Source organism: Streptomyces sp. AM 2-1-1 (assembly GCF_029167645.1).
Taxonomy (GTDB): domain Bacteria; phylum Actinomycetota; class Actinomycetes; order Streptomycetales; family Streptomycetaceae; genus Streptomyces.
In genome coordinates this window covers 2,127,868-2,147,961 of the sequence record NZ_CP119147.1, presented here as the reverse complement: position 1 = coordinate 2,147,961, position 20,094 = coordinate 2,127,868, and the positions used below count along the sequence as shown (strand labels likewise).

20 protein-coding genes are annotated in these 20,094 nt (G+C 71.3%); 13 read left to right on the top strand and 7 right to left on the bottom strand.

The annotated features are described in order from the left end of the window. Positions 1 to 23: 23 nt before the first annotated feature. Positions 24 to 452: a methylmalonyl-CoA epimerase gene (mce, locus tag PZB77_RS08960; RefSeq protein ID WP_275492040.1), complete on the bottom strand. Its 429-nt coding sequence runs from the start codon at positions 450 to 452 to the stop codon at positions 24 to 26. A gap of 196 nt (positions 453 to 648) precedes the next feature. Here mce and PZB77_RS08955 point away from each other — a divergent pair, with 196 nt between their 5' ends. Then, on the top strand, positions 649 to 1,854 hold the full coding sequence (locus PZB77_RS08955) for an acetyl-CoA C-acetyltransferase (RefSeq protein ID WP_275492039.1): 1,206 nt from the start codon (positions 649 to 651) through the stop codon (positions 1,852 to 1,854). A 63-nt stretch (positions 1,855 to 1,917) separates the two neighbouring features. Further along, positions 1,918 to 2,883, top strand: a complete 966-nt coding sequence (gene meaB / locus PZB77_RS08950; protein ID WP_275492038.1) for a methylmalonyl Co-A mutase-associated GTPase MeaB — start codon at positions 1,918 to 1,920, stop codon at positions 2,881 to 2,883. Between the two features lie 49 nt (positions 2,884 to 2,932). Here meaB and PZB77_RS08945 read toward each other — a convergent pair whose 3' ends face one another. The 4 genes from PZB77_RS08945 to PZB77_RS08930 form a co-directional block, all read right to left on the bottom strand. Further along, positions 2,933 to 3,409, bottom strand: coding sequence for a MarR family transcriptional regulator (locus tag PZB77_RS08945; RefSeq protein WP_275492037.1), 477 nt, complete (start codon positions 3,407 to 3,409; stop codon positions 2,933 to 2,935). Positions 3,410 to 3,571: 162 nt separating this feature from the next. After that, on the bottom strand, positions 3,572 to 4,357 hold the full coding sequence (locus PZB77_RS08940; protein ID WP_275492036.1) for an AIM24 family protein: 786 nt from the start codon (positions 4,355 to 4,357) through the stop codon (positions 3,572 to 3,574). Continuing rightward, the gene (locus PZB77_RS08935; protein WP_275492035.1) at positions 4,354 to 5,004 is read right to left on the bottom strand and encodes an AIM24 family protein; all 651 of its coding nucleotides are present in this window, start codon (positions 5,002 to 5,004) and stop codon (positions 4,354 to 4,356) included. Before PZB77_RS08935 ends, PZB77_RS08940 begins: the two co-directional genes overlap by 4 nt. Next, entirely contained in the window at positions 5,004 to 5,636 is a 633-nt protein-coding gene (locus tag PZB77_RS08930; RefSeq protein WP_275495969.1) for an AIM24 family protein, read from the bottom strand. The genes PZB77_RS08935 and PZB77_RS08930 overlap by 1 nt, the downstream gene beginning before the upstream one ends. Before the next feature lie 214 nt (positions 5,637 to 5,850). Here PZB77_RS08930 and PZB77_RS08925 point away from each other — a divergent pair, with 214 nt between their 5' ends. The 4 genes from PZB77_RS08925 (at position 5,851) to PZB77_RS08910 (ending at position 10,572) form a co-directional block, all read left to right on the top strand. Then, entirely contained in the window at positions 5,851 to 6,201 is a 351-nt protein-coding gene (locus PZB77_RS08925; RefSeq protein WP_275492034.1) for a DUF3817 domain-containing protein, read from the top strand. Beyond that, positions 6,198 to 6,491, top strand: a complete 294-nt coding sequence (locus PZB77_RS08920) for an MTH1187 family thiamine-binding protein (protein WP_275492033.1) — start codon at positions 6,198 to 6,200, stop codon at positions 6,489 to 6,491. The genes PZB77_RS08925 and PZB77_RS08920 overlap by 4 nt, the downstream gene beginning before the upstream one ends. Positions 6,492 to 6,696: 205 nt before the next feature. Next, on the top strand, positions 6,697 to 8,613 hold the full coding sequence (locus PZB77_RS08915) for a cellulose synthase catalytic subunit (protein ID WP_275492032.1): 1,917 nt from the start codon (positions 6,697 to 6,699) through the stop codon (positions 8,611 to 8,613). Between the two features lie 3 nt (positions 8,614 to 8,616). Further along, the gene (locus tag PZB77_RS08910; protein WP_275492031.1) at positions 8,617 to 10,572 is read left to right on the top strand and encodes a galactose oxidase-like domain-containing protein; all 1,956 of its coding nucleotides are present in this window, start codon (positions 8,617 to 8,619) and stop codon (positions 10,570 to 10,572) included. A gap of 18 nt (positions 10,573 to 10,590) precedes the next feature. Here PZB77_RS08910 and PZB77_RS08905 read toward each other — a convergent pair whose 3' ends face one another. Beyond that, on the bottom strand, positions 10,591 to 11,616 hold the full coding sequence (locus PZB77_RS08905; protein WP_275492030.1) for a glycoside hydrolase family 6 protein: 1,026 nt from the start codon (positions 11,614 to 11,616) through the stop codon (positions 10,591 to 10,593). 321 nt (positions 11,617 to 11,937) lie between these two features. Here PZB77_RS08905 and PZB77_RS08900 point away from each other — a divergent pair, with 321 nt between their 5' ends. The 3 genes from PZB77_RS08900 (at position 11,938) to PZB77_RS08890 (ending at position 14,690) form a co-directional block, all read left to right on the top strand. Continuing rightward, positions 11,938 to 12,447, top strand: coding sequence for a MarR family transcriptional regulator (locus tag PZB77_RS08900; RefSeq protein ID WP_275492029.1), 510 nt, complete (start codon positions 11,938 to 11,940; stop codon positions 12,445 to 12,447). 77 nt (positions 12,448 to 12,524) lie between these two features. Beyond that, positions 12,525 to 12,890 (top strand): DUF3817 domain-containing protein, encoded by a 366-nt coding sequence (locus PZB77_RS08895; RefSeq protein WP_275492028.1) that lies wholly within the window; start codon positions 12,525 to 12,527, stop codon positions 12,888 to 12,890. A gap of 99 nt (positions 12,891 to 12,989) precedes the next feature. Further along, a complete protein-coding gene (locus tag PZB77_RS08890) occupies positions 12,990 to 14,690 on the top strand; it encodes a methylmalonyl-CoA mutase family protein (RefSeq protein WP_275492027.1) in 1,701 nt (566 codons plus the stop codon). A 69-nt stretch (positions 14,691 to 14,759) separates the two neighbouring features. Here the strand turns inward: PZB77_RS08890 and PZB77_RS08885 are convergent, their stop codons facing one another. After that, positions 14,760 to 15,389: a TetR/AcrR family transcriptional regulator gene (locus PZB77_RS08885; protein WP_275492026.1), complete on the bottom strand. Its 630-nt coding sequence runs from the start codon at positions 15,387 to 15,389 to the stop codon at positions 14,760 to 14,762. 371 nt (positions 15,390 to 15,760) lie between these two features. Here PZB77_RS08885 and PZB77_RS08880 point away from each other — a divergent pair, with 371 nt between their 5' ends. From PZB77_RS08880 to PZB77_RS08865, 4 genes are all read left to right on the top strand, one after another. After that, entirely contained in the window at positions 15,761 to 16,732 is a 972-nt protein-coding gene (locus PZB77_RS08880) for a tetratricopeptide repeat protein (RefSeq protein WP_275492025.1), read from the top strand. Between the two features lie 651 nt (positions 16,733 to 17,383). Beyond that, positions 17,384 to 18,010 (top strand): DUF6230 family protein, encoded by a 627-nt coding sequence (locus PZB77_RS08875; protein ID WP_275492024.1) that lies wholly within the window; start codon positions 17,384 to 17,386, stop codon positions 18,008 to 18,010. A gap of 94 nt (positions 18,011 to 18,104) precedes the next feature. After that, positions 18,105 to 18,713: a DUF6114 domain-containing protein gene (locus tag PZB77_RS08870; protein ID WP_275492023.1), complete on the top strand. Its 609-nt coding sequence runs from the start codon at positions 18,105 to 18,107 to the stop codon at positions 18,711 to 18,713. Further along, positions 18,706 to 20,082 carry a hypothetical protein gene (locus PZB77_RS08865; RefSeq protein ID WP_275492022.1) on the top strand — a complete coding sequence of 459 codons (1,377 nt, stop codon included), beginning with the start codon at positions 18,706 to 18,708 and terminating at the stop codon, positions 20,080 to 20,082. Before PZB77_RS08870 ends, PZB77_RS08865 begins: the two co-directional genes overlap by 8 nt. Positions 20,083 to 20,094 lie beyond the last annotated feature (12 nt).

Genomic DNA, 20,094 nt, shown 5'->3' with positions numbered 1-20,094 from the left:
CTACCGGGCCGGGTATCCGGCGGTCAGTGCTCCGTCCGGGACGTGACCAGTTCGGTGAGCACCCCGTGGCAGTCCTTGGGGTGGAGGAAGGTGATGCGGGAACCCATGGAGCCGGTGCGGGGCTCGTCGTAGAGGACCCGGACCCCCTTCTCGCGGATGTCCGAGGAGTCCTGGTCCACGTCCGCGGTGCCGAAGGCGATGTGGTGGACCCCCTCGCCGTTCTTCTCCAGCCACTTGCCGACGGCCGAGTCGGGCCGGGTCGGCTCCAGGAGCTGGAGGTAGGAGGCCGCGCCGTCCGAGGTCCCGTTGATCTTCAGCATGGCCTCACGTACACCCTGCTCCTCGTTGACCTCCGAGTGGTGGACCTCGAAGCCGTACGTGGAGCGGTAGAACTCCACCGTCTCGTCGAGGTCGAAGCAGGCGATCCCGATGTGGTCGATTCGCGTCAGCATGGGACCAGTGCAGCGTCCGGGAGCTGGATTGGCAAGGTGCGCGCGATCACACGCGCTGCCGGATGACGGGCGGGGGGCCTCTCAGTACATTCGAATCAACCCTCAAGGCCGTCCCGTCACCCCCGGTGGGTGATCCGCTCCACCGCCGATCACGGGACGACCCTCTCGACACCCTCACCTCTTAGGGGCCGTGCCCATGTCAGGAACGACCGGTACCACCACCTCAGTGATCGTCGCGGGCGCCCGGACGCCCATGGGCCGGCTGCTCGGCTCCCTGAAGAGCTTCTCGGGCGCGGACCTTGGCGGCTTCGCCATCAAGGCGGCGCTGGACCGGGCCGGCATCGGCGGCGAACAGGTCGAGTACGTGATCATGGGCCAGGTGCTCCAGGCCGGGGCGGGGCAGATCCCGGCCCGGCAGGCGGCCGTCAAGGCGGGCATTCCGATGAACGTCCCGGCCCTCACCGTCAACAAGGTGTGTCTCTCCGGGCTCGACGCCATCGCGCTGGCCGACCAGCTGATCCGCGCCGGTGAGTTCGACGTCGTGGTGGCCGGCGGCCAGGAGTCCATGACCAACGCCCCGCACCTCCTGCCGAAGTCCCGCGAGGGGTACAAGTACGGCGCGATCGAGATGCTCGACGCGATGGCGTACGACGGTCTGACCGACGCCTTCGAGAACATCGCGATGGGGGAGTCGACCGAGAAGCACAACACCCGCCTGGGCCTGGAGCGCGCCGCGCAGGACGAGGTCGCCGCCCTCTCCCACCAGCGCGCCGCGGCCGCGCGCGAGAACGGTCTCTTCGAGGCCGAGATCACCCCGGTCGAGATCCCGCAGCGCAAGGGCGACCCGGTGCTCTTCTCCCAGGACGAGGGCATCCGGCCCGAGACGACCGCCGAGTCGCTCGGCAAGCTCCGCCCCGCCTTCGCGAAGGACGGCACGATCACCGCCGGCTCCTCCTCGCAGATCTCGGACGGCGCCGCCGCGGTCGTCGTGATGAGCAAGGCGAAGGCCCAGGAGCTGGGGCTCGACTGGATCGCCGAGATCGGCGCCCACGGCAACGTGGCCGGTCCGGACAACTCGCTCCAGTCCCAGCCGTCCAACGCCATCCGGCACGCCCTGAAGAAGGAGGGGCTGAGCGTCGACGACCTGGACCTGGTCGAGATCAACGAGGCGTTCGCCGCGGTCGCGGTGCAGTCGATGAAGGACCTCGGGCTCACCTCGGAGAAGGTCAACGTCAACGGTGGCGCCATCGCCCTCGGTCACCCCATCGGGATGTCCGGCGCCCGGGTGGTGCTGCACCTGGCGCTGGAACTGCGCCGGCGCGGCGGCGGCACCGGTGTCGCGGCGCTCTGCGGCGGCGGCGGTCAGGGCGACGCGCTGATCATCCGCGTGCCGGGCAAGTAATACGGGTAGCCAACAGCCCACGCCGGTCCGGGCCCGGCCCGCGCGGTGAACAGGAACGGAGCGGTGACGGTGGACGTCCCCACCTTGGTCGAACAGGCACGGCAGGGCAGGCCCCGTGCCGTCGCCCGGCTGATCTCACTGGTGGAGGGGGCGTCCCCGCAGCTGCGGGAGGTGATGGCCGCGCTGGCCCCGCTCGCCGGGCACGCGTACGTCGTCGGGCTGACCGGATCGCCGGGCGTCGGCAAGTCCACCTCCACCTCGGCGCTGGTCACCGCCTACCGCAAGGCCGGGAAGCGGGTCGGGGTGCTCGCGGTCGACCCGTCCTCGCCGTTCTCCGGCGGGGCGCTGCTGGGGGACCGGGTGCGGATGTCGGACCACGCCGGTGACCCCGGGGTCTACATCCGCTCCATGGCGACCCGGGGCCATCTGGGCGGTCTCGCCCGGTCGGCGCCCCAGGCGATCAGGGTGCTGGACGCGGCGGGGTGCGACGTGGTGCTGGTGGAGACGGTCGGGGTGGGGCAGTCCGAGGTGGAGATCGCCTCGCAGGCCGACACCTCGGTGGTGATGCTCGCGCCGGGCATGGGCGACGGCATCCAGGCGGCGAAGGCCGGAATCCTGGAGATCGGCGACGTCTACGTGGTCAACAAGGCGGACCGGGACGGCGCGGACGCCACCGTCCGGGAGCTGAACCACATGCTGGGCCTCGGGGAGTCCCGGGAACCGGGCGACTGGCGGCCGCCGGTGGTGAAGACGGTCGCCGCCCGGGGCGAGGGCGTCGACGAGCTCGTCGAGGCGCTGGAGAAGCACCGGGCGTGGATGGAGGAGCGCGGGGTGCTGGCCGCCCGGCGCACCGCGCGGGCGGCCCGGGAGGTGGAGACGATCGCCGTCACCGCCCTGCGCGAGCGGATCGCCGACCTGCACGGCGACCACCGGCTCGACGCCCTGGCGACGCGCATCGTGGCGGGCCGGCTGGACCCGTACGGCGCGGCCGACGAACTGGTCGCCCAGCTCACCTCGGCCGGTTCCTGACCCGGCGCGTACGGGGCGGCGTGCCGCCGCCCCGTACGGCACCTCGGCGTTACGGCTTGCCGCGCCGTCCGCGCAGGTGGTCGGCGATCGGGGTCAGGGCCGCGTGGAGCTCGGCGAGCGCTTCGGGGGTCAGCAGGTCCATGAAGTGCTTGCGGACGGAGGCGACGTGGAACGGCGCCACCTTCCGCATCGTCTCCCCGCCGAGGTCGGTGAGGACCGCGAAGAGTCCGCGCCGGTCGGACTCGCAGTTCTCGCGCTTGACCAGCCCGGCGTTCTCCATCCGGGTGATCTGGTGCGAGAGCCTGCTCTTGGACTGCAGGGTGAGTGCCGCGAGGTCGCTCATCCGCAGGCGCTGGTCCTCGGCCTCGGAGAGGTTGACGAGGATCTCGTAGTCGTTCATGGTCAGGCCGAACGGCTGGAGGTCTCTCTCCAGCTGGTGCGACAGCAGTCTGCTGACGTCCAGGTGGGTGCGCCAGGCGCACTGCTCCGCGTCGCTCAGCCAGCGGGTGGCCGTCTCGGTCTCCATATGTGGATTCTACCTAAGAAGTTGAAAGCCGGACGAAGTGAGGACTGTGACTCCCGGCACCCACCGCCGGCCGCCGGGCCGCACGCGCCCCGAACGGTGCGCGGGGCGCGCGGGGGGCCGCCCGGGGCGCACCCCTGGGAATCACGCTCCGCAGAGTACCGCTCACAGACCGAACCGGCGCTGGAGATCGCCCAGCTGACCGGGGAGGCGGGGTGCGGACCCAGGTTGACCCCCGCCGTGGACGCCGGGAACACCGGCGCCGGGAACACCCGCCTCCACCGGCACCGCGCCCACCGACTGCTCGGCCATCAGCACCTCGGTGGACTGGAGCAGCACCGTCCCCGCGCCGACGAACTCGAACTGGTGCTCCTCGCCGGAGGTCCCGCCGATCCCCGTCAGCGAGCGCAGCCCGCCCATCACGCCCCGCATGTACCCGTGGTCGTAGTGGTGGCACGGCGACGGGCAGTCGGCCCAGCCGACCAGCGCCTGCGGATCCACCCGCAGCGGCGGCTCCATGAAGACCACCGGCCCGTTCGAGGCCGCCACGAACTTCCCCGTACCGATCAGGGTGAGGAACCCCGGCACGATCGACTGCTTCAGCGCCAGGGTCGGCTGGTAGGCGAGCAGGTTGCCGGAGCGGATCGTCAGGTTGCCGTTGTCGAGGTCGAAGGAGTTGACGTCGAAGGCCCGGTCCGCGAGGAGCATTTTGCCGCTGCCCTCGGCCACCACCCAGTCGCCCGCGTGCATCGGCGAGTGGAAGCTCGTCCGCAGCAACCGGTCGAAGCGGCCGTTGCCCACCCCGTCGAAGTCGATGCGCCCGTAGTAGGCGATCATCTTCCCCTTCTGGAGGAACCACTGACTGCCCTTCAGCTCCACGCAGAAGGTGTACGCGTTGACGTTGTCGTCCGACGGCAGCGTCATCGGATCGAAGATCACGGGCGTGCTCACAGCTTCTCCTCCGACGCCTGGACGTACACCGCACCGCTGCCGCTGAGCTCCAGCTGGAACGCCTCGCCCGAGCCGCGCCCCACCATGTCGCGCCAGCCGAGCGCCGTGGAGAGCTTGTTGCGCACGTCCCCGTGGTGGGCGACGTAGGCCTGCGGGTCCACGTGCACCTCGCGGCCGGGCGTGATCGGCAGTTCGATCACCCCGCCGTGGGCCATCACCGCGACCGCGCCGTGGCCCTTGAGGGTCGTGGTGAAGAGCCCCTGCCCGGTCACCTGACCGCGCACCATCCCCATCACCCCGCCCTGCGAGCCCATGAACATCGTGCCCTGCTGGAGCGTCCCGTCGAACGCGAGCAGTCGGTCGGCCTCCACGTAGAGGGTGTCGCCCGCGAGGTTGATCACCTGGATGTGGTGGCCGCCGTGGCCGAACATCACCGTACCGCTGCCCTCCACCGTCATCAGCGGAGTCGCCTCGTTCGCCACCCGCCGGCCGATCATCGACATCAGCCCGCCCTGGCCGCCCTGGACGTTCGGGGTGAAGGAGACCTCGCCCCGGTGGGCGAGCATCGCGCCGCGCTGGCTGTACATCTTCTGACCGGGGACGACCGTCGCCTCGATCATCTTCGCGTTGATCTCACGGAACGGCATCAGACGTCGCCCCCGACGGTGTTCCGCTCGCTGGGCTGCACGTACACGAGTCCCTCGCCCTCGAAACGGATCTGGAACGACTCCCCGGACCCCTCGCCCATGAACGTGCGGAAGCTCACCCCGGACTGGAAGTGCTGCTGGAGGTTGCCCTGGTGGGCGATGTACGCGCCGGGGTCGACGTTGAGCGGGTACTGGGCGGTGACCCGGAGGACCACGGCGGAGCCGTCCGACATGATCGCCGCCTGCCCGGTGCCCTCCACGGTCGTGGTGAACAGACCGTTGCCGCTCGCCCCGCCGCGCAACCCCGTGAAGGTGGTGCCGGTGCGCAGTCCGGCGTCCGTGCAGAGCAGGTTGCTCGCCTCCACCCAGAGCTTCTCGCCGCGCAACGAGACGAGGTTGATCTCGCTCGCGCGGTCGGCGAAGTAACAGGTGCCCTGCCCCTGCACCTCCATCACCGTCATCTGTTCGCCGGTCAGCCGACGGGTCACCATCCCGCGCAGGCCCTCCCCCCCGCCGGACATCTTCTTGAACGACATGCGGCCGTCGTACGCGACCATCGAGCCGTTCTTCGCCTTCACCGCGTCGCCCGTCAGATCGACGGCGAGCGTCTTGCTTCCCTGGAGCCGGAACATCGCCACGCACCGACGGTAGCCGCCCGCCCGCCGTACGGGCCAGTGTCCGGGAAAGGATCACGGTTCACCGCCAGGTGGCGCCGCCCCCGGCCCCGCTCTCCCCCGCGCCCCGCGCCCCCGCGGCAGGAGGGGAGGGCGGACGGTGCCACAATGGGGACCCGCGCTTGTGCGCGCGTTCACAAGCCGTGACGACCCTCCCACCGAAGGTGCCCCCGTGGACATCAAGACCGCTACCGCCCTGCACCGGCTGCGCCTCATCTCGATTCCCGAGGCGCTCTCCTTCCCGGCGCTGATCGTCTTCGGATCGATCCTCAGCCGCGTCTCCGACATCGACTTCCTGATGATGCCGCTGGGCGCCCTGCACGGCCTCCTCTTCGTGATCTACGTCCTGTTCCTGCTGGACGTGTGGATCAAGGCGAAGTGGCCCGTCAAGCGCGTCGCGCTCTTCTTCCTGCTCTGCCTCCTGCCGTTCGGCGGGCTCTACGGCGACAAGCTCCTCAAGCGGTACGAGTCCGACGGCGTCATCGCCGCCCGCGCCCGCCGCGAAGGCACGGTGAACGCGTGATCGTCGCCTTCTCGGTCTCCCCGCTCGGTGTCGGCGAGGACGTCGGCGAGTACGTCGCCGACGCCGTCCGCGTCGTCCGCGAGTCCGGACTGCCCAACCGCACCGACGCCATGTTCACCTCGGTGGAGGGCGAGTGGGACGAGGTGATGGACGTCGTCAAGCGCGCCGTCGCCGCCGTCGAGGCCCGCGCCGGACGCGTCTCCCTCGTACTGAAGGCCGACATCCGACCCGGCGTCACCGACGGCCTCACCACCAAGGTCGAGACCGTGGAACGGTACTTGGCCACCTGACACACCGTCCGTTCCCCCGCCGCCCCGGATCCCCGAGGAGCCCCCCGCCGCAACACGGCCGGGGGCTCCCCGCGTTCCGGGTGCGACGCGCCCGGAACGCGCCACGCCGCCCCCGCGCGAACCCCTCACTCGGCCCTGCCGGGTCGCCCCGCTCCGGAAGATCCACTTATGTGGGGAGACAGACCGGTTCGACATTGGAGGCACGGTGCGGTCGGAGGTGTACGACTACGACTCCCACAGCCGGATCGCGGGTCCGCTCACGGAACCGGGAGGGCCGGAGTACCGGGTGCGGTACCGGAGTCTCCGCGAGGCCCACGAACGGAGCGCCCGAGCCCTCCTGCTGACGACCCTCGCCCCGCTCCTCACCGGGCTCCTGATGCTCTACCTCGTCTGGCCGACGCACTGGACCCGGCGCGAAGGCGGCGAACCCTGGCTCGTCGCCGCCGACACCGCGATGCTCGTCTCCGTCGCCCTGATCGAGCTCTTCATGCTCGTCAACGTCGTCTCCCTCGCGCACGCGACGATGGTCGCCAGGGACCCGGTCCCAGTCGTCCCCGAACCCGGCACCCGGGTCGCCTTCGTCACCACGTACGTCCCGGGCAAGGAACCCCTCTCCATGGTCCGCGCCACCCTCCGGGGCGCCGTACGGCTCCGGCACGACGGACCGCTCGACGTCTGGCTGCTCGACGAGGGCGACGACCCCGGGGCCCGGGCGCTCTGCGCGGAGCTCGGCGTCCACCACTTCACCCGGCGCGGCGTCCCCGGGTGGAACCGGCCGAAGGGCGCCCACCGGGCGAAGACCAAGCACGGCAACTACAACGCCTGGCTCGACCGGCACGGCGACGCCTACGAGTTCTTCGCCTCCGTCGACACCGACCACGTCCCGCTCCCCGACTACCTGGAGCGGATGCTGGGCTGGTTCCGCGACCCCGACACCGCCTTCGTCGTCGGCCCGCAGGTCTACGGCAACTACGACGCGGCCGTCACCAAGGCCGCCGAATCCCAGCAGTTCCTCTTCCACGCCCTGATCCAGCGCGCCGGAAACCGCTACGGGGCGCCCATGTTCGTCGGCACCAACAACGTCGTCCGCGTCGCGGCGCTGCGCCAGGCCGGCGGGCTCTACGACTCCATCACCGAGGACATGGCGACCGGTTTCGAGATCCACCGCCGCCGCAACCCGCTCACCGGACGCCACTGGCGGTCCGTCTACACCCCGGACGTCCTGGCCGTCGGCGAGGGCCCGGCCTCCTGGACCGACTTCTTCACCCAGCAGCTGCGCTGGTCGCGCGGGACGTACGAGACGCTGCTGCGGCAGTACCCGAAAGGACTCTTCCGGCTGCCCCCGGGCCGGCTCCTGAGCTACACCCTGATGCTCGTCTACTACCCGATGACCGCCGTCAACTGGCTGCTCGGGGTCGGCAGCTGTGTCCTCTTCCTCTGCCTCGGCGCCTCCGGCACCGAGGTCTCGGCCTCCCTCTGGCTGATGCTCTACAGCGACGCCGCGGCCCTGCAGATCGGTCTCTACCTCTGGAACCGGCGGCACAACGTCTCGCCGCACGAACCCGCCGGCTCCGGCGGCATCGCCGGCATGGCGATGTCCGCGCTCTGCGCGCCGATCTACCTGAAGTCGCTCGCCGCCGCCGTGCTGCGGACGAGCGGGCGCTTCGTCGTCACGCCCAAGGGGGGCGCCACCAGCCCCGACCGGCTCCTCACCTTCCGCGTCCACCTCTCCTGGGCCGCCGTACTGCTGGCCTCGCTCGCCGCCTCGGTCCCGCTCCACCACACCCACGTCGCGATGCGCACCTGGGCGGTGCTCGCCCTGGCCGTGGCGCTCTCCCCGGTCGCGGTGTGGGCGTACACCACCCGGCGGGCGGTAGGTCGCGCGGGCCGGGTACCGCGGACCGTACGGCCCCGGCAGAGCGTCCGTCAGCAGGCCCACCCCAGGGGCCTCGGGCCTGCCCCGCACCCGCTGCCCGACGGCACGGCCTTCATCACCACGACGACCACGAGCACGACGGCCACGAGCAGGACCAGCACGACCACCACCGCGGTCGCCGGAGCGGCCGGACCCGTCCACAGCGTCGCGGCGACGGCGGCGCGCAGCACCGCAGGAGGGAACTGACCCATGGCCCACCGGCCCACCAGGCGCTTCAGGAAGGCGGTCCTCGGCAGCGGGGCCGTCCTGGTGCTCGCGGGGCTCAACGCCCCCGCGGCACTCTCCTTCGCCCACGACCAGTACCACGCGTACAAGATCGCCCAGCCCGGCTACCAGGCGCGGTACGGCTCCTGGCAGCAGGTGGACATCCCGGAGAAGTACCGGACCAACGCCATCCACGCGGCCCTGCTCCACACCGGCAAGGTGCTGATCGTCGCCGGCTCCGGGAACAGCCAGAAGCACTTCGACGCGGGCACCTTCGACACCGTCCTGTGGGACCCGGTGGTCAACACCTTCAAGAAGATCGCCACCCCGGTGGACTTCTTCTGCGGCGGCCACGCCCAGCTCCCGGACGGCCGACTGCTGGTGGCGGGCGGCACCGCGCGCTACGAGGTGCTGGACGGCGAGGTCACCCGGGCCGGCGGCGGGATGCGGGTCAAGAACGAGAACCCGGAGAAGGCGCTCTTCCTGAAGAAGGGCACGGTCTTCCGCTCGCCCGCCGGTGTCGCGTACCGCTCCCTCTTCGACGTGACCGTCCCCCGCGCCGGACGCGGCTTCGACGTCACCTACTTCGAGGACGGCGGGATGAAGCCGTGGAGGACGAAGGTGACCGCCGCCGAGCAGCGGGTCTTCGTGGAGGCGGTGGAGCCGGGCCCCGACTCGGTCACCACCGAGTCCGCGCAGTACGAGATCGAGGGCCTGACCGGCAAGGACGCCGACAACTCCTACGGCCTCGCCGAGAGGATCACGATGCGGAAGCAGGACTTCCAGGGCATCAGGGCGGCCTACGAGTTCGACGCACTGGCCGAGAAGTACATCAGGGTCGACCCGATGAGGAAGGCCCGCTGGTACCCGACGCTCGTCGGGCTCGGCGACGGACGGGTGCTCGCCGTCTCGGGGCTCGACGACGTCGGCGAGATCCTGTCGGGCGACACCGAGATCTACGACCAGAGGACGGGGAAGTGGTCCAAGGGCCCGTTCCGCTACTTCCCGACCTACCCCGCCCTCTTCCTCATCCAGGGCGGCAAGCTCTTCTACCCGGGCGCCAACGCCGGGTACGGCCCGGCGGACAAGGGGCGCGCGGCCGGGCTCTGGGACCTGCGGAAGAACACCTTCAAGGCAGTCGGGGGCCTCACCGACTACGACGCCACGGAGACCGCCGCCTCCCTGATGCTGCCGCCGGTCCAGGACCAGAAGGTGATGATCCTCGGGGGCGGGGGAGTGGGGGAGTCGAAGGTGTCGACCGCCCGCACCGCGATCGTCGACCTGAAGGAGAAGACGCCCGTCTTCCGGTCCGGCCCCGATCTGCCGCAGGGCACCCGCTACCTCAACAGCGTGATCATGCCGGACGACACCGTCTTCACCAGCGGCGGATCGAGCGACTACCGGGGGCGCGGCGACAGCAACGTCCTCAAGGCGCAGACGTACCACCCGAAGACCGGTGGGTTCACCGCGGCGGCCGCTCCCACGGTCGGCCGGAACTACCACTCGGAGGCGCTGCTGCTGCCCGACGGACGGGTGGCGACCTTCGGCTCCGACCCGCTCTACGCCGACCGGGCCAACACCAGGCTGGGCACGTTCGAGCAGCGCATGGAGGTCTTCACGCCGGCCGTGCTGCACCGCGCGCGCGGGGACCGGCCGGTGATCGGCGCGGGGCCCGGACAGGTGGAGCGCGGCGAGACGGTCACCTACGCGGTCACCGGGGGCGGCCGGGTGCGGACGGCCCGGCTGATGCGGCCGAGCGCGGTCACCCACTCCACCGATGTCGAGCAGCGGTCTATCGCGCTGGAGCTGCGCCGGAGCGGGGGGAAGATCTCCGTGACGGTGCCCGAGGACAGCACGCTGGTTCCTCCTGGCTGGTACATGCTCTTCGTCACGGACGCCGACGGCGTCCCCTCCGTGGCGAAGTGGGTCGAGGTCGGGTAGGCGGTGCGGGCCGCGGACTCAGGACCCCGCGGCCCGGGCCAGGCCGAGGGCGTACTGCGGCCACCAGGTGCCGGCCGCCGGGCCGCCCCGGCAGGGGCCGTCGGAGTCACCCGGCCGCTTGATCCAGAGGTACGCGTCCAGCCGCGCGTCCCCGGTGTCGGTGGTCGGGGGAGTGCCCAGGGCCCGGCCCGGCGGGTTGCACCAGGCCTCGGTCCGGTCACCCACCAGCGGACCCCGGCCGTTGCGGCTGCTGTCGACCACGTAGTGCGCGCCGCCGAGGAGGGCGGAGAGCCGCGCCCCGTAAGCCCTCACCGTGGCGTCGGTCTGGAAGTTGGAGACGTTGAGCGCGAAGCCGTCCGCCCGGTCGATGCCGGCCCGGTGGAGCGGTTCGACCAGCTTGGCGGGGTCGGCGTGCCACTCCGGGTTCCCGGCATCCAGGTAGACCTTGGTTCCCGGGCGGGCCTTGAGGGTGTCCACCGCCCCGGAGAGCAGGTCGAACCGCTCGGCGTGGCTCGACGGCGGCGTGCAGCCGTCCACCACGTGCGCGACGGCGTCCGGTTCCAGGATCACCGTGGCCGGCGCGTCCCCGATCGCCCCGGCGAACCGCTCCGTCCACGTCCGGTACGCGCCCGCGTCGGGCGCCCCGCCCGCCGAGTAGGCGCCGCAGTCGCGGTGCGGGATGTTGTAGGCCGTGAGCAGCACACTCTGCCCGGTGGCGGAGGCGCCCCGTACGGCGGCGGCGATGTCCGGTTCCGGGTCGTCCCCGGCGGGCCAGTCGGCCACCGGGCGGGTGGAGATGCGCTCCAGAAGCTCCGCGTCCGCCGTCCGCCCCGCCTCCCGCCAGGCCCGGACCTGGCGCGCGGCGTCGCTCTCCGGGTCCACCCAGTAGGGGGCCGGGCCGGGCCGGACGGCGTCCGCCGCGGACGCGGTGGGCCCGCCGGGGCTCCCGGCCGGTCTGCCGGGCGGGGACGAGCAGCCGACGGCGAGCGCGGCCGACACGGCCACGGCGGCGGAGATGACGGGCAAGATCCTGCGGCCGGACATCCAGCCCCCTCGGACGGTGGCCCGGCGAACAACGGGCGACGGGTGACGGGCAGCGGGCGGTGCGCATCGCCGGGAAGCGGGAGTCACGGGCGGGGCGAGCCCGGACGGCGCCTCACGAGGCCCAGAGATGCGGGCGATCGTGACATATCCGTCGGGGGGTGCGGTGGCGCGACACCGGTTTCCCCGAGGCGTCAACCACCCGCACCCGAAACCGCCCCCGTTCGGGGGGCTCGCGCCCCGCGGGCGTCGCCCCGCGCGCATCCGGTACCGAACTCCGAGACGGCACCCGCCGCGATGTGACCAGTGGGTAAGGTCGGGGCTGTGCCGAAGCCGCTCAGCCTTCCCTTCGATCCCATCGCACGCGCCGACGAACTCTGGCGGCAGCGCTGGGGGCCCGTCCCCTCCATGCAGGCGATCACCTCGATCATGAGGGCGCAGCAGATCCTCCTCGCGGAGGTCGACGCGGTGGTGAAACCGTACGGGCTGACGTTCGCCCGGTACGAGGCGCTGGTGCTGCTCACCTTCTCCAAGGAGGGCGAGCTGCCGATGTCGAAGATCGGCGAGCGTCTGATGGTGCACCCGACCTCGGTCACCAACACCGTCGACCGGCTGGTGAGATCCGGCCTGGTCGACAAGCGGCCCAACCCCAACGACGGCCGCGGCACGCTCGCCTCCATCACCCAGAAGGGCCGTGAGGTGGTCGAGGCGGCGTCCGAGGACCTGATGGCGATGGACTTCGGCCTGGGCGTGTACGACGCCGAGGAGTGTGCGGAGATCTTCGCGATGCTGCGGCCGCTGCGGGTCGCCGCCCGGGACTTCGAGGACGCCTGAGCGGGGCGGGCGGGGGCGTGCGCCCCCGGGTGTGCCCGCTGCAAGATCGCCCCCGGGCTCCGGCTAACCTCGATGTCATGAAACGCAGCGTGCTGACCCGCTATCGGGTGATGGCTTACGTCACCGCCGTCATGTTGTTGATCCTCTGCCTCTGCATGGTCTTCAAGTACGGATTCGACAAGGGCGAGAACCTGACGCTCGTCGTCTCCCAGATCCACGGCGTGCTCTACATCGTCTATCTCCTCTTCGCCTTCGACCTCGGGTCCAAGGCGAAGTGGCCGGTCGGCAAGCTGCTCTGGGTGCTGATCGCCGGCACCATCCCGACCGCCGCGTTCTTCGTCGAGCGCCGGGTCGCCCGGGAGGTCGAGCCGCTGATCGCGGGCGCTGCCCCGGGCGGCGTCCCGAAACGGTCCGAGCAGGGCAGCCCGGTCGAGAACGCCTGAGTCCGGCCCGGCCCGTCCGGACGAACCGAACCGCCCCGCGCGAAGCGCCGGGCGGTTTGTCATCGACTTTTACTAGGACGTCCTAGTAAATTCGACTCCATGGACGCTGACGCGATCGAGGAGGGCCGCCGACGCTGGCAGGCCCGTTACGACAAGGCCCGCACGCGTGACGCGGACTTCACCACGCTCTCCGGGGACCCGGTTGACCCGGTGTACGGGCCCCGCCCCGGTGACACGTACGAGGGCTTCGAGCGGATCGGCTGGCCCGGCGAGTACCCGTTCACCCGGGGCCTCCACCCGACCGGCTACCGGGGCCGCACCTGGACCATCCGCCAGTTCGCCGGGTTCGGCAACGCCGAGCAGACCAACGAGCGGTACAAGATGATCCTCGCCGCGGGCGGCGGCGGGCTCAGTGTCGCCTTCGACATGCCGACGCTGATGGGCCGCGACTCCGACGAGCCCCGCTCGCTCGGGGAGGTCGGCCACTGCGGCGTCGCCATCGACTCCGCCGCCGACATGGAGGTCCTCTTCCGGGACATCCCCCTCGGCGAGGTCACCACCTCGATGACGATCAGCGGACCGGCCGTCCCGGTCTTCTGCATGTACCTCGTCGCCGCCGAACGCCAGGGCGTCGACCCCGCTGTGCTCAACGGCACCCTGCAGACCGACATCTTCAAGGAGTACATCGCGCAGAAGGAGTGGCTCTTCCAGCCCGAACCGCACCTGCGGCTCATCGGTGACCTGATGGAGCACTGCGCCCGCGACATCCCCGCGTACAAGCCGCTCTCCGTCTCCGGGTACCACATCCGCGAGGCCGGTTCCACGGCCGCGCAGGAGCTCGCCTACACGCTGGCCGACGGGTTCGGGTACGTGGAACTCGGCCTCTCCCGGGGGCTCGACGTGGACACCTTCGCGCCCGGCCTCTCGTTCTTCTTCGACGCGCACCTCGACTTCTTCGAGGAGATCGCCAAATTCCGCGCCGCCCGGCGGATCTGGGCCCGCTGGATGAAGGAGACCTACGGCGCGCGGACCGACAAGGCCCAGTGGCTCCGCTTCCACACCCAGACCGCGGGGGTCTCCCTCACCGCCCAGCAGCCGTACAACAACGTCGTGCGCACCGCCGTGGAGGCGCTCTCCGCCGTCCTCGGCGGCACCAGCTCGCTGCACACCAACGCGCTCGACGAGACCCTCGCCCTCCCCTCCGAACAGGCCGCCGAGATCGCGCTCCGCACCCAGCAGGTGCTGATGGAGGAGACCGGCGTCGCCAACGTGGCCGACCCGCTGGGCGGGTCCTGGTACGTCGAGCAGCTCACCGACCGGATCGAGGCGGACGCCGAGAAGATCTTCGAGCAGATCCGCGAACGCGGCACCCGCGCCCATCCGGACGGGCGCCACCCCGTCGGGCCGATCACCTCGGGCATCCTGCGCGGCATCGAGGACGGCTGGTTCACCGGGGAGATCGCGGACTCCGCGTTCACGTACCAGCGCTCCCTGGAGAAGGGCGACAAGCGGGTCGTCGGCGTCAACGTCCACCACGGCTCCGTCACCGGCGACCTGGAGATCCTGCGGGTCAGCCACGAGGTCGAACGCGAGCAGGTCCGCGCCCTCGGCGCCCGTAAGGCCGCCCGCGACGAGGCCCGGGTGCGAGACACGCTGGACACCATGCTCGCCGCCGCCCGTGACGGCTCGAACATGGTTCCGCCGATGCTGGAGGCGGTACGCGCGGAGGCGACCCTCGGCGAGATCTGCGGGGTGCTGCGCGAGGAGTGGGGCGTCTACACGGAGCCGCCGGGGTTCTGAGCGCGGCCGGGGTGCCGAGCCGCCGGGCCGCATGCCGGACGCGGTCCGCCCATCCGGGATCCGCCGTCGCTACGCCGCCGCGCTCGCGCCCAGTCCGGACAGGAGCAGGACGGTGAAGCGCCGGGCCCAGTCGGCGTCGACGGGCTCGGCGCTGACGAGGGTGCGGTGCACCACGGCGCCGGCGATCACGTCGAAGATCAGGTCGGCCGCGAGCGCGGCCGCCCGGCCGTCCGTCTCGGGCGGCAGCTCTCCGCGCTGCTGCGCCCGCTGCCGGCCCACGATCACCAGCCGCTTCTGACGGTTCACGATCGAGTCCTGGATGCGGGTGCGCAGGGCCGGGTCGCGCGTCGATTCCGCGACCACCGCCATCAGCGCCGTGCGGGTCTCCGGCCGCTCCAGCAACCGCGCGAACTGGAGCACCACGCCCTGCACGTCGGCGGCGAGACTGCCGAGGTCGGGGAGTTCGAGCTCGTCGAAGAGGACCGCGACGGCGTCCACGACCAGCTCGTTCTTGCCGGCCCACCGCCGGTAGAGGGTCGTCTTGGCGACCCCGGCACGCGTCGCCACGTCCCCCATCGTCAGCTTCGACCAGCCGAGATCGACGAGCAGGGCGCGGGTCGCCTCCAGGATCGCGGCGTCGGCGTCGAGGCTGCGGGGGCGTCCGGGACGGGCGGACGGGGGGTCGCTGCGGCTCGGCATGGAGCGACCTTACCCGCGAGTAGATACGGGGGTCCGCTCCTGGTGCGGGTGAGACAGATCACCGGGACCTCCTGTTCAGGAGGGCTGCTCGCCAGTTACGCTACGGGTCGTAGCGTAAGGACTCCCGGGCAGCGGCCCGTCGGGCCGCGCCACGAACGAGCGACAGCCACGTGGGGGCGCCGGATGGGGATCCGGTGCCGACCGAGCGGCGCCGGGTGGGAAACCGGCGCCGCGACCGGGGGGTTCCGGCCCTCCGGGCCGTGTCCGTCCGTCAGCCCCGCACACCGGCCGGGGCTGCGGTGGGACCCGGCCGAGCGATCACTCGACCGATCGCTTTCCGGAACGACGGGCACAGGGGGGAGGATGTACGCATGCAGCCTAGGAACATGTCCATGAGCGGCGTCGTCGACCTCGCCGCCGTCAAGGCGGCCGGTGAGGCCAAGGTGAAGGCGGAGCAGGCCCGTGCCGAGGCCGCCCGCAAGGGGGGCACCGGCGCCGTCGCCCCGTCCGCCCTGGTGATCGACGTCGACGAAGCAGGATTCGAGCGCGACGTCCTCCAGCGCTCCGCCGAAGTACCCGTCGTCATCGACTTCTGGGCCGAGTGGTGTGAGCCGTGCAAGCAGCTCGGCCCCCTTCTGGAGCGCCTCGCCGTCGCCTACAACGGCCGCTTCCTGCTCGCGAAGGTCGACGTCGACGCCAACCAGATGCTGATGCAGCAGTTCGGCATCCAGGGCATCCCGGCGGTCTTCGCCGTCGTCGCGGGCCAGGCCCTCCCGCTCTTCCAGGGCGCGGCGCCCGAGGCCCAGATCCGCGAGACCCTGGACCAGCTCATCCAGGTCGGTGAGGAACGCTTCGGCCTCACCGGGATCGCGGTCGACCCGGACGCGGAGGGCGCCGACGCGGCCCCGGCCGACCTTCCGGCCGGACCGTACGACGCCTTGCTCGAGGCAGCCTCGCGGGCGCTGGACGCCAACGACTTCCCCGGCGCGGCGCAGGCGTACCGCAACGTCCTCTCCGACGACCCGGGCAACCCGGAAGCCAAGCTGGGGCTCGCGCAGGCCGAACTCCTGGCCCGGGTGCAGAAGATGAACCCGCAGGAGGTCCGCGAGAAGGCCGCCGCCGATCCGGCGGACGCCGCCGCCCAGATCGACGCCGCCGACCTCGACCTCGTCGGAGGACACGTGGAGGACGCCTTCGGGCGGCTCGTGGAGACGGTCCGCCGCACCTTCGGTGACGACCGCGACGCCGTACGGGTGCGGCTGCTCGAACTCTTCGAGGTCATCGGCCCGGAGGACCCCCGGGTCGGCGCGGCCCGCGCGGCCCTGGCGCGGGTGCTGTTCTGACCCGCCCCGTCCGGTGCGCCGCGTTCCGGCGTGCCTTGTCCTGATGTGACAAGACGGTCGTGCCGCCCGACGGGCGGTGCGGCCGTTTTCGCGTCCGGGCGACAACTCGGGCCTTTCCGAGCCCCCGCTTTGCCAAATCTTGACCCGGAGAACCGCTGTTACTGGCAGTAAATCATCTCGGGTCGTCTGCCCGTTTGTGCGGTCTTTTCCCCCGTTTTCGATGCCCCTTTCGTGCCACCGTGCGTGGCCGGGGGGTATCGCCGTGTCGCGGGTCGGTTATCGGCCCGTTACTAGCGAGTAACGACACCCCTTGTGCACCGGCCCCGAATGCACCACGATCGGCCACGCTCGGTCCAATACCCGCCAGCTCGACCGCCAGTCGGCGCCGGGGGCAGTTGGTCCCCACCGGGCGGGCCGGCGGAACACGCGCCGGCTCCGGACAGGGGGGTTCCCGCCCGAGGGTGGGGCCTGTCCGACCGGCTGCGCGCACCGCGCGGTCAGTGGTTTGTCGCTCGGGGGTGATCGCCGGTGCATCGGATGCGGTACTCGCCTCCGCGGCAGGCGCTCCCCTTCCCGAGGACGTAGCACTTCTCCCATCCCGGGACGGGCAACGGCCCGGCCGGAGATGTACGTCCGAGAAGGAGGAAAAGTATGAGTTCCCAGATCCGTGGTGGAACCAGATGGAAGCGCTTCGCCCTGGTCATGGTGCCGAGCGTCGTCGCGACAGCGGCGGTGGGTGTCGGCCTCGCGCAGGGCGCGCTGGCCGCGTCGTTCAGCATCTCGGGGCAGGACTTCAAGGTCACCGCCGACCAGCTCGAGGGCGATGACTTCGTCCAGTACGGCAATGTCGCCACGGGTGGCGCCGGAAACCACCCGGTCGCGGTCTCCGGCTTCAGCCGCGCCGAGATCACCAACATGTGCCAGTCGGTCGTGACGCCGATCCCGGGTCTCGGCACGTGGACGCTGAAGCTGACGGCCGGCACCGTCAAGGACAAGCCTGTCGTGGCGGAGCGCCTGTACCTGGACGTCTCCCAGCTGGACGCCGACGCCTACTTCGAGGACATCGACATCGGCGTCGCGGCGGGCGACCTCGGCAAGGAGACCAAGTTCGGTATCCAGCCGAAGACCACGGGGGCCAACGCTTACGGCTTCGCCCAGCGCTCCAGGACAGCGACACTGACCAACGTCTCGCAGAGGGCCTGGGCCACCACGGCCGGCACCTTCAAGCTGAGCAACCTGAGCCTGCGCCTTAACCACGACGCGAAGGAGTGCGAGTAGTCATCGCGCTCGGGCGGCCGGGACCCTCGAGAGAGGGCCCGGCCGCCCACCCTCCCTTTCTCACAGCAGTACCGGTTCCAGGGAGCTGTTTTCCATGAGCCCCGAATCCACAGGGCAGAACGAGCACTACCTCACCGTCTTCCGGCGGGGATTCCGTACCTGGCGGGGTAACAGGCCCTTCTGGGCAGGCCTGTTCACCATGGTGGGCGGTATACCCATCGCCTACTTCCCGTACGCCAACATGCAGCTCGGCAACGTCACGCTGGCGATGTCCACCACGGCCGGCGCCGGTTCGCTGATCATCGGAGTCCTGCTCGTCACGCTGGGCCTGACGATGTGGTTCCACCACATCGTCCGTGTGTTCGCGGGTGTAGCGGCCATCCTGCTTGCCCTGATCTCCCTGCCCATCGCCAATTTCGGCGGGTTCCTGATTGGCTTCATCTGCGCGATGCTGGGTGGCGCGCTCGCCGTCTCGTGGGCCCCTGGACGACCGGTGGAAGACATCGAGAGCGCCGAGGGACAGGCCGGTTTCGACGAGTCCGCTCAGGACCAGTCCGCCCCGGTGTCTTACGGCACCGAGAAGGCGGCCTTCGCGAACGGACCGCTCATCACCGGGCTCCACGGCGCCGCCGCCTACCCCGGCCGGCAGCCGGCCCCGTACGACACGGCGGCGGACGCGGACGGCGGGAGGCCCCGTGCGTGAGGACGGGTACTCCGACGTCTTCGCGGGCGACGCCGCCCGTGAGCGGAGAGGGCCGCGCCACGCCGCCCCCCGCAAGTCGCTGCTGACGAAGCTCAACCTGCCGTCCGGCAAGAAGGCCTTCGCGCTCGCCGCGATGCCGACGGCGGTCTTCATGGGCATGAGCCTCACGCCCAAGCTCGCCATGGCGGACGACGCGTCGGACATCCCGTACGCGCCCGGACCGTGCGTCACCCGGTCCGACGAGCCGAGCGAGTCGCCGGAGCCGACGACCTCCGCGTCGCCGTCCCCCTCGGCCTCCGCTTCCCCCTCGGCCTCGCCGGAGACGGACGAGGACGCCGGCGGCACGCCGACCACCACCCCGTCCCCCTCGGCCACCTCGGCCGCGCCCGCCGCCGGCTCCCCGACGGACGGGGCGGCCGCCGTACCGGACGCCGCCGCCGAAGCGAAGTCCGCCGCCGAACCCACGCCGACCGCGTCGGAGACCACCGACCCGCTCGACCCGCTCGGTGTCGGCGACGCGATCACGGACTTCTTCGAGGGCCTGGACCCCGACAGGGCGACCCCGTCCCCGAGCGCCACCACCGGGGCCCCGGCCCCCACCGAGGCTCCGGCCGCCGACAAGACCACCGGTACCGGTACGGGCGAGCCGGCCGCGGCGACCGCGGGCGGTTCCACGGACACCACGCCGGACGCCGGATCCACCACCGCGGACGACACGAAGGCCCAAAAGGCAGCCGAAAAGGCAGCTGAGAAGACCGCCGAGGAGATCCGCGCGGCGGCGGCCGAGGCCGGGCAGACGGTCGAGGAACTGGACGAGGACGTCAAGGGCCTCGACGTGAAGAAGGACGAGGACGTCCCGGACGGCGCCAAGCAGCCGTTCCCGTGTCCGACCGCCGACCCGGAGGCCCTCGCGGCGGCGGAGCTGGAGCAGAACCTGCCCCTGCTGCCGACCGACCCGTGGATCCTGGAGTCCTCGCTGCTCACCCTCACGGGCCTCGACTACGCGGGCATCGTGGAGGTGAGGACGGCGGACGGCAGCATCAAGAAGGTGCTGAAGTTCACCGCCGACTCCGTGGGCATCAAGGACCTCCACCAGATGGCGGTGGGCCCGGACGGCACCACCCTGCACGTGGAGGCGCGCGACGGTTCCACGTCCACCATCGACGGTGACACGGTGACGATGTACACGCAGGAGCTGAAGGGCAACCTCTTCGGCATCATCCCGATCACCTTCAGCCCCACCTCACCGCCGCCGATCAACGTGCCCTTCGCGTTCTTCACCGACGTCAAGGTCACCCAGGCCGGCCAGTTCGGCGGCACGCTCAAGGTGCCCGGTCTGCACAACTACCTGACCAGGAACGCGGGCTGATCCGCCGCCCCA

Coding starts and splice junctions, on each gene's coding strand:
- PZB77_RS08955 (WP_275492039.1), top strand. CDS start 649: ATGTCAGGAACGACCGGTACCACCACCTCAGTGATCGTCGCGGGCGCC.
- PZB77_RS08910 (WP_275492031.1), top strand. CDS start 8,617: ATGGCCCACCGGCCCACCAGGCGCTTCAGGAAGGCGGTCCTCGGCAGC.
- PZB77_RS08945 (WP_275492037.1), bottom strand. CDS start 3,409: ATGGAGACCGAGACGGCCACCCGCTGGCTGAGCGACGCGGAGCAGTGC.
- PZB77_RS08880 (WP_275492025.1), top strand. CDS start 15,761: ATGCAGCCTAGGAACATGTCCATGAGCGGCGTCGTCGACCTCGCCGCC.
- PZB77_RS08870 (WP_275492023.1), top strand. CDS start 18,105: ATGAGCCCCGAATCCACAGGGCAGAACGAGCACTACCTCACCGTCTTC.
- PZB77_RS08875 (WP_275492024.1), top strand. CDS start 17,384: ATGAGTTCCCAGATCCGTGGTGGAACCAGATGGAAGCGCTTCGCCCTG.
- PZB77_RS08885 (WP_275492026.1), bottom strand. CDS start 15,389: ATGCCGAGCCGCAGCGACCCCCCGTCCGCCCGTCCCGGACGCCCCCGC.
- PZB77_RS08935 (WP_275492035.1), bottom strand. CDS start 5,004: ATGCCGTTCCGTGAGATCAACGCGAAGATGATCGAGGCGACGGTCGTC.
- PZB77_RS08905 (WP_275492030.1), bottom strand. CDS start 11,616: ATGTCCGGCCGCAGGATCTTGCCCGTCATCTCCGCCGCCGTGGCCGTG.
- mce (WP_275492040.1), bottom strand. CDS start 452: ATGCTGACGCGAATCGACCACATCGGGATCGCCTGCTTCGACCTCGAC.
- PZB77_RS08930 (WP_275495969.1), bottom strand. CDS start 5,636: ATGTTCCGGCTCCAGGGAAGCAAGACGCTCGCCGTCGATCTGACGGGC.
- PZB77_RS08895 (WP_275492028.1), top strand. CDS start 12,525: ATGAAACGCAGCGTGCTGACCCGCTATCGGGTGATGGCTTACGTCACC.
- PZB77_RS08890 (WP_275492027.1), top strand. CDS start 12,990: ATGGACGCTGACGCGATCGAGGAGGGCCGCCGACGCTGGCAGGCCCGT.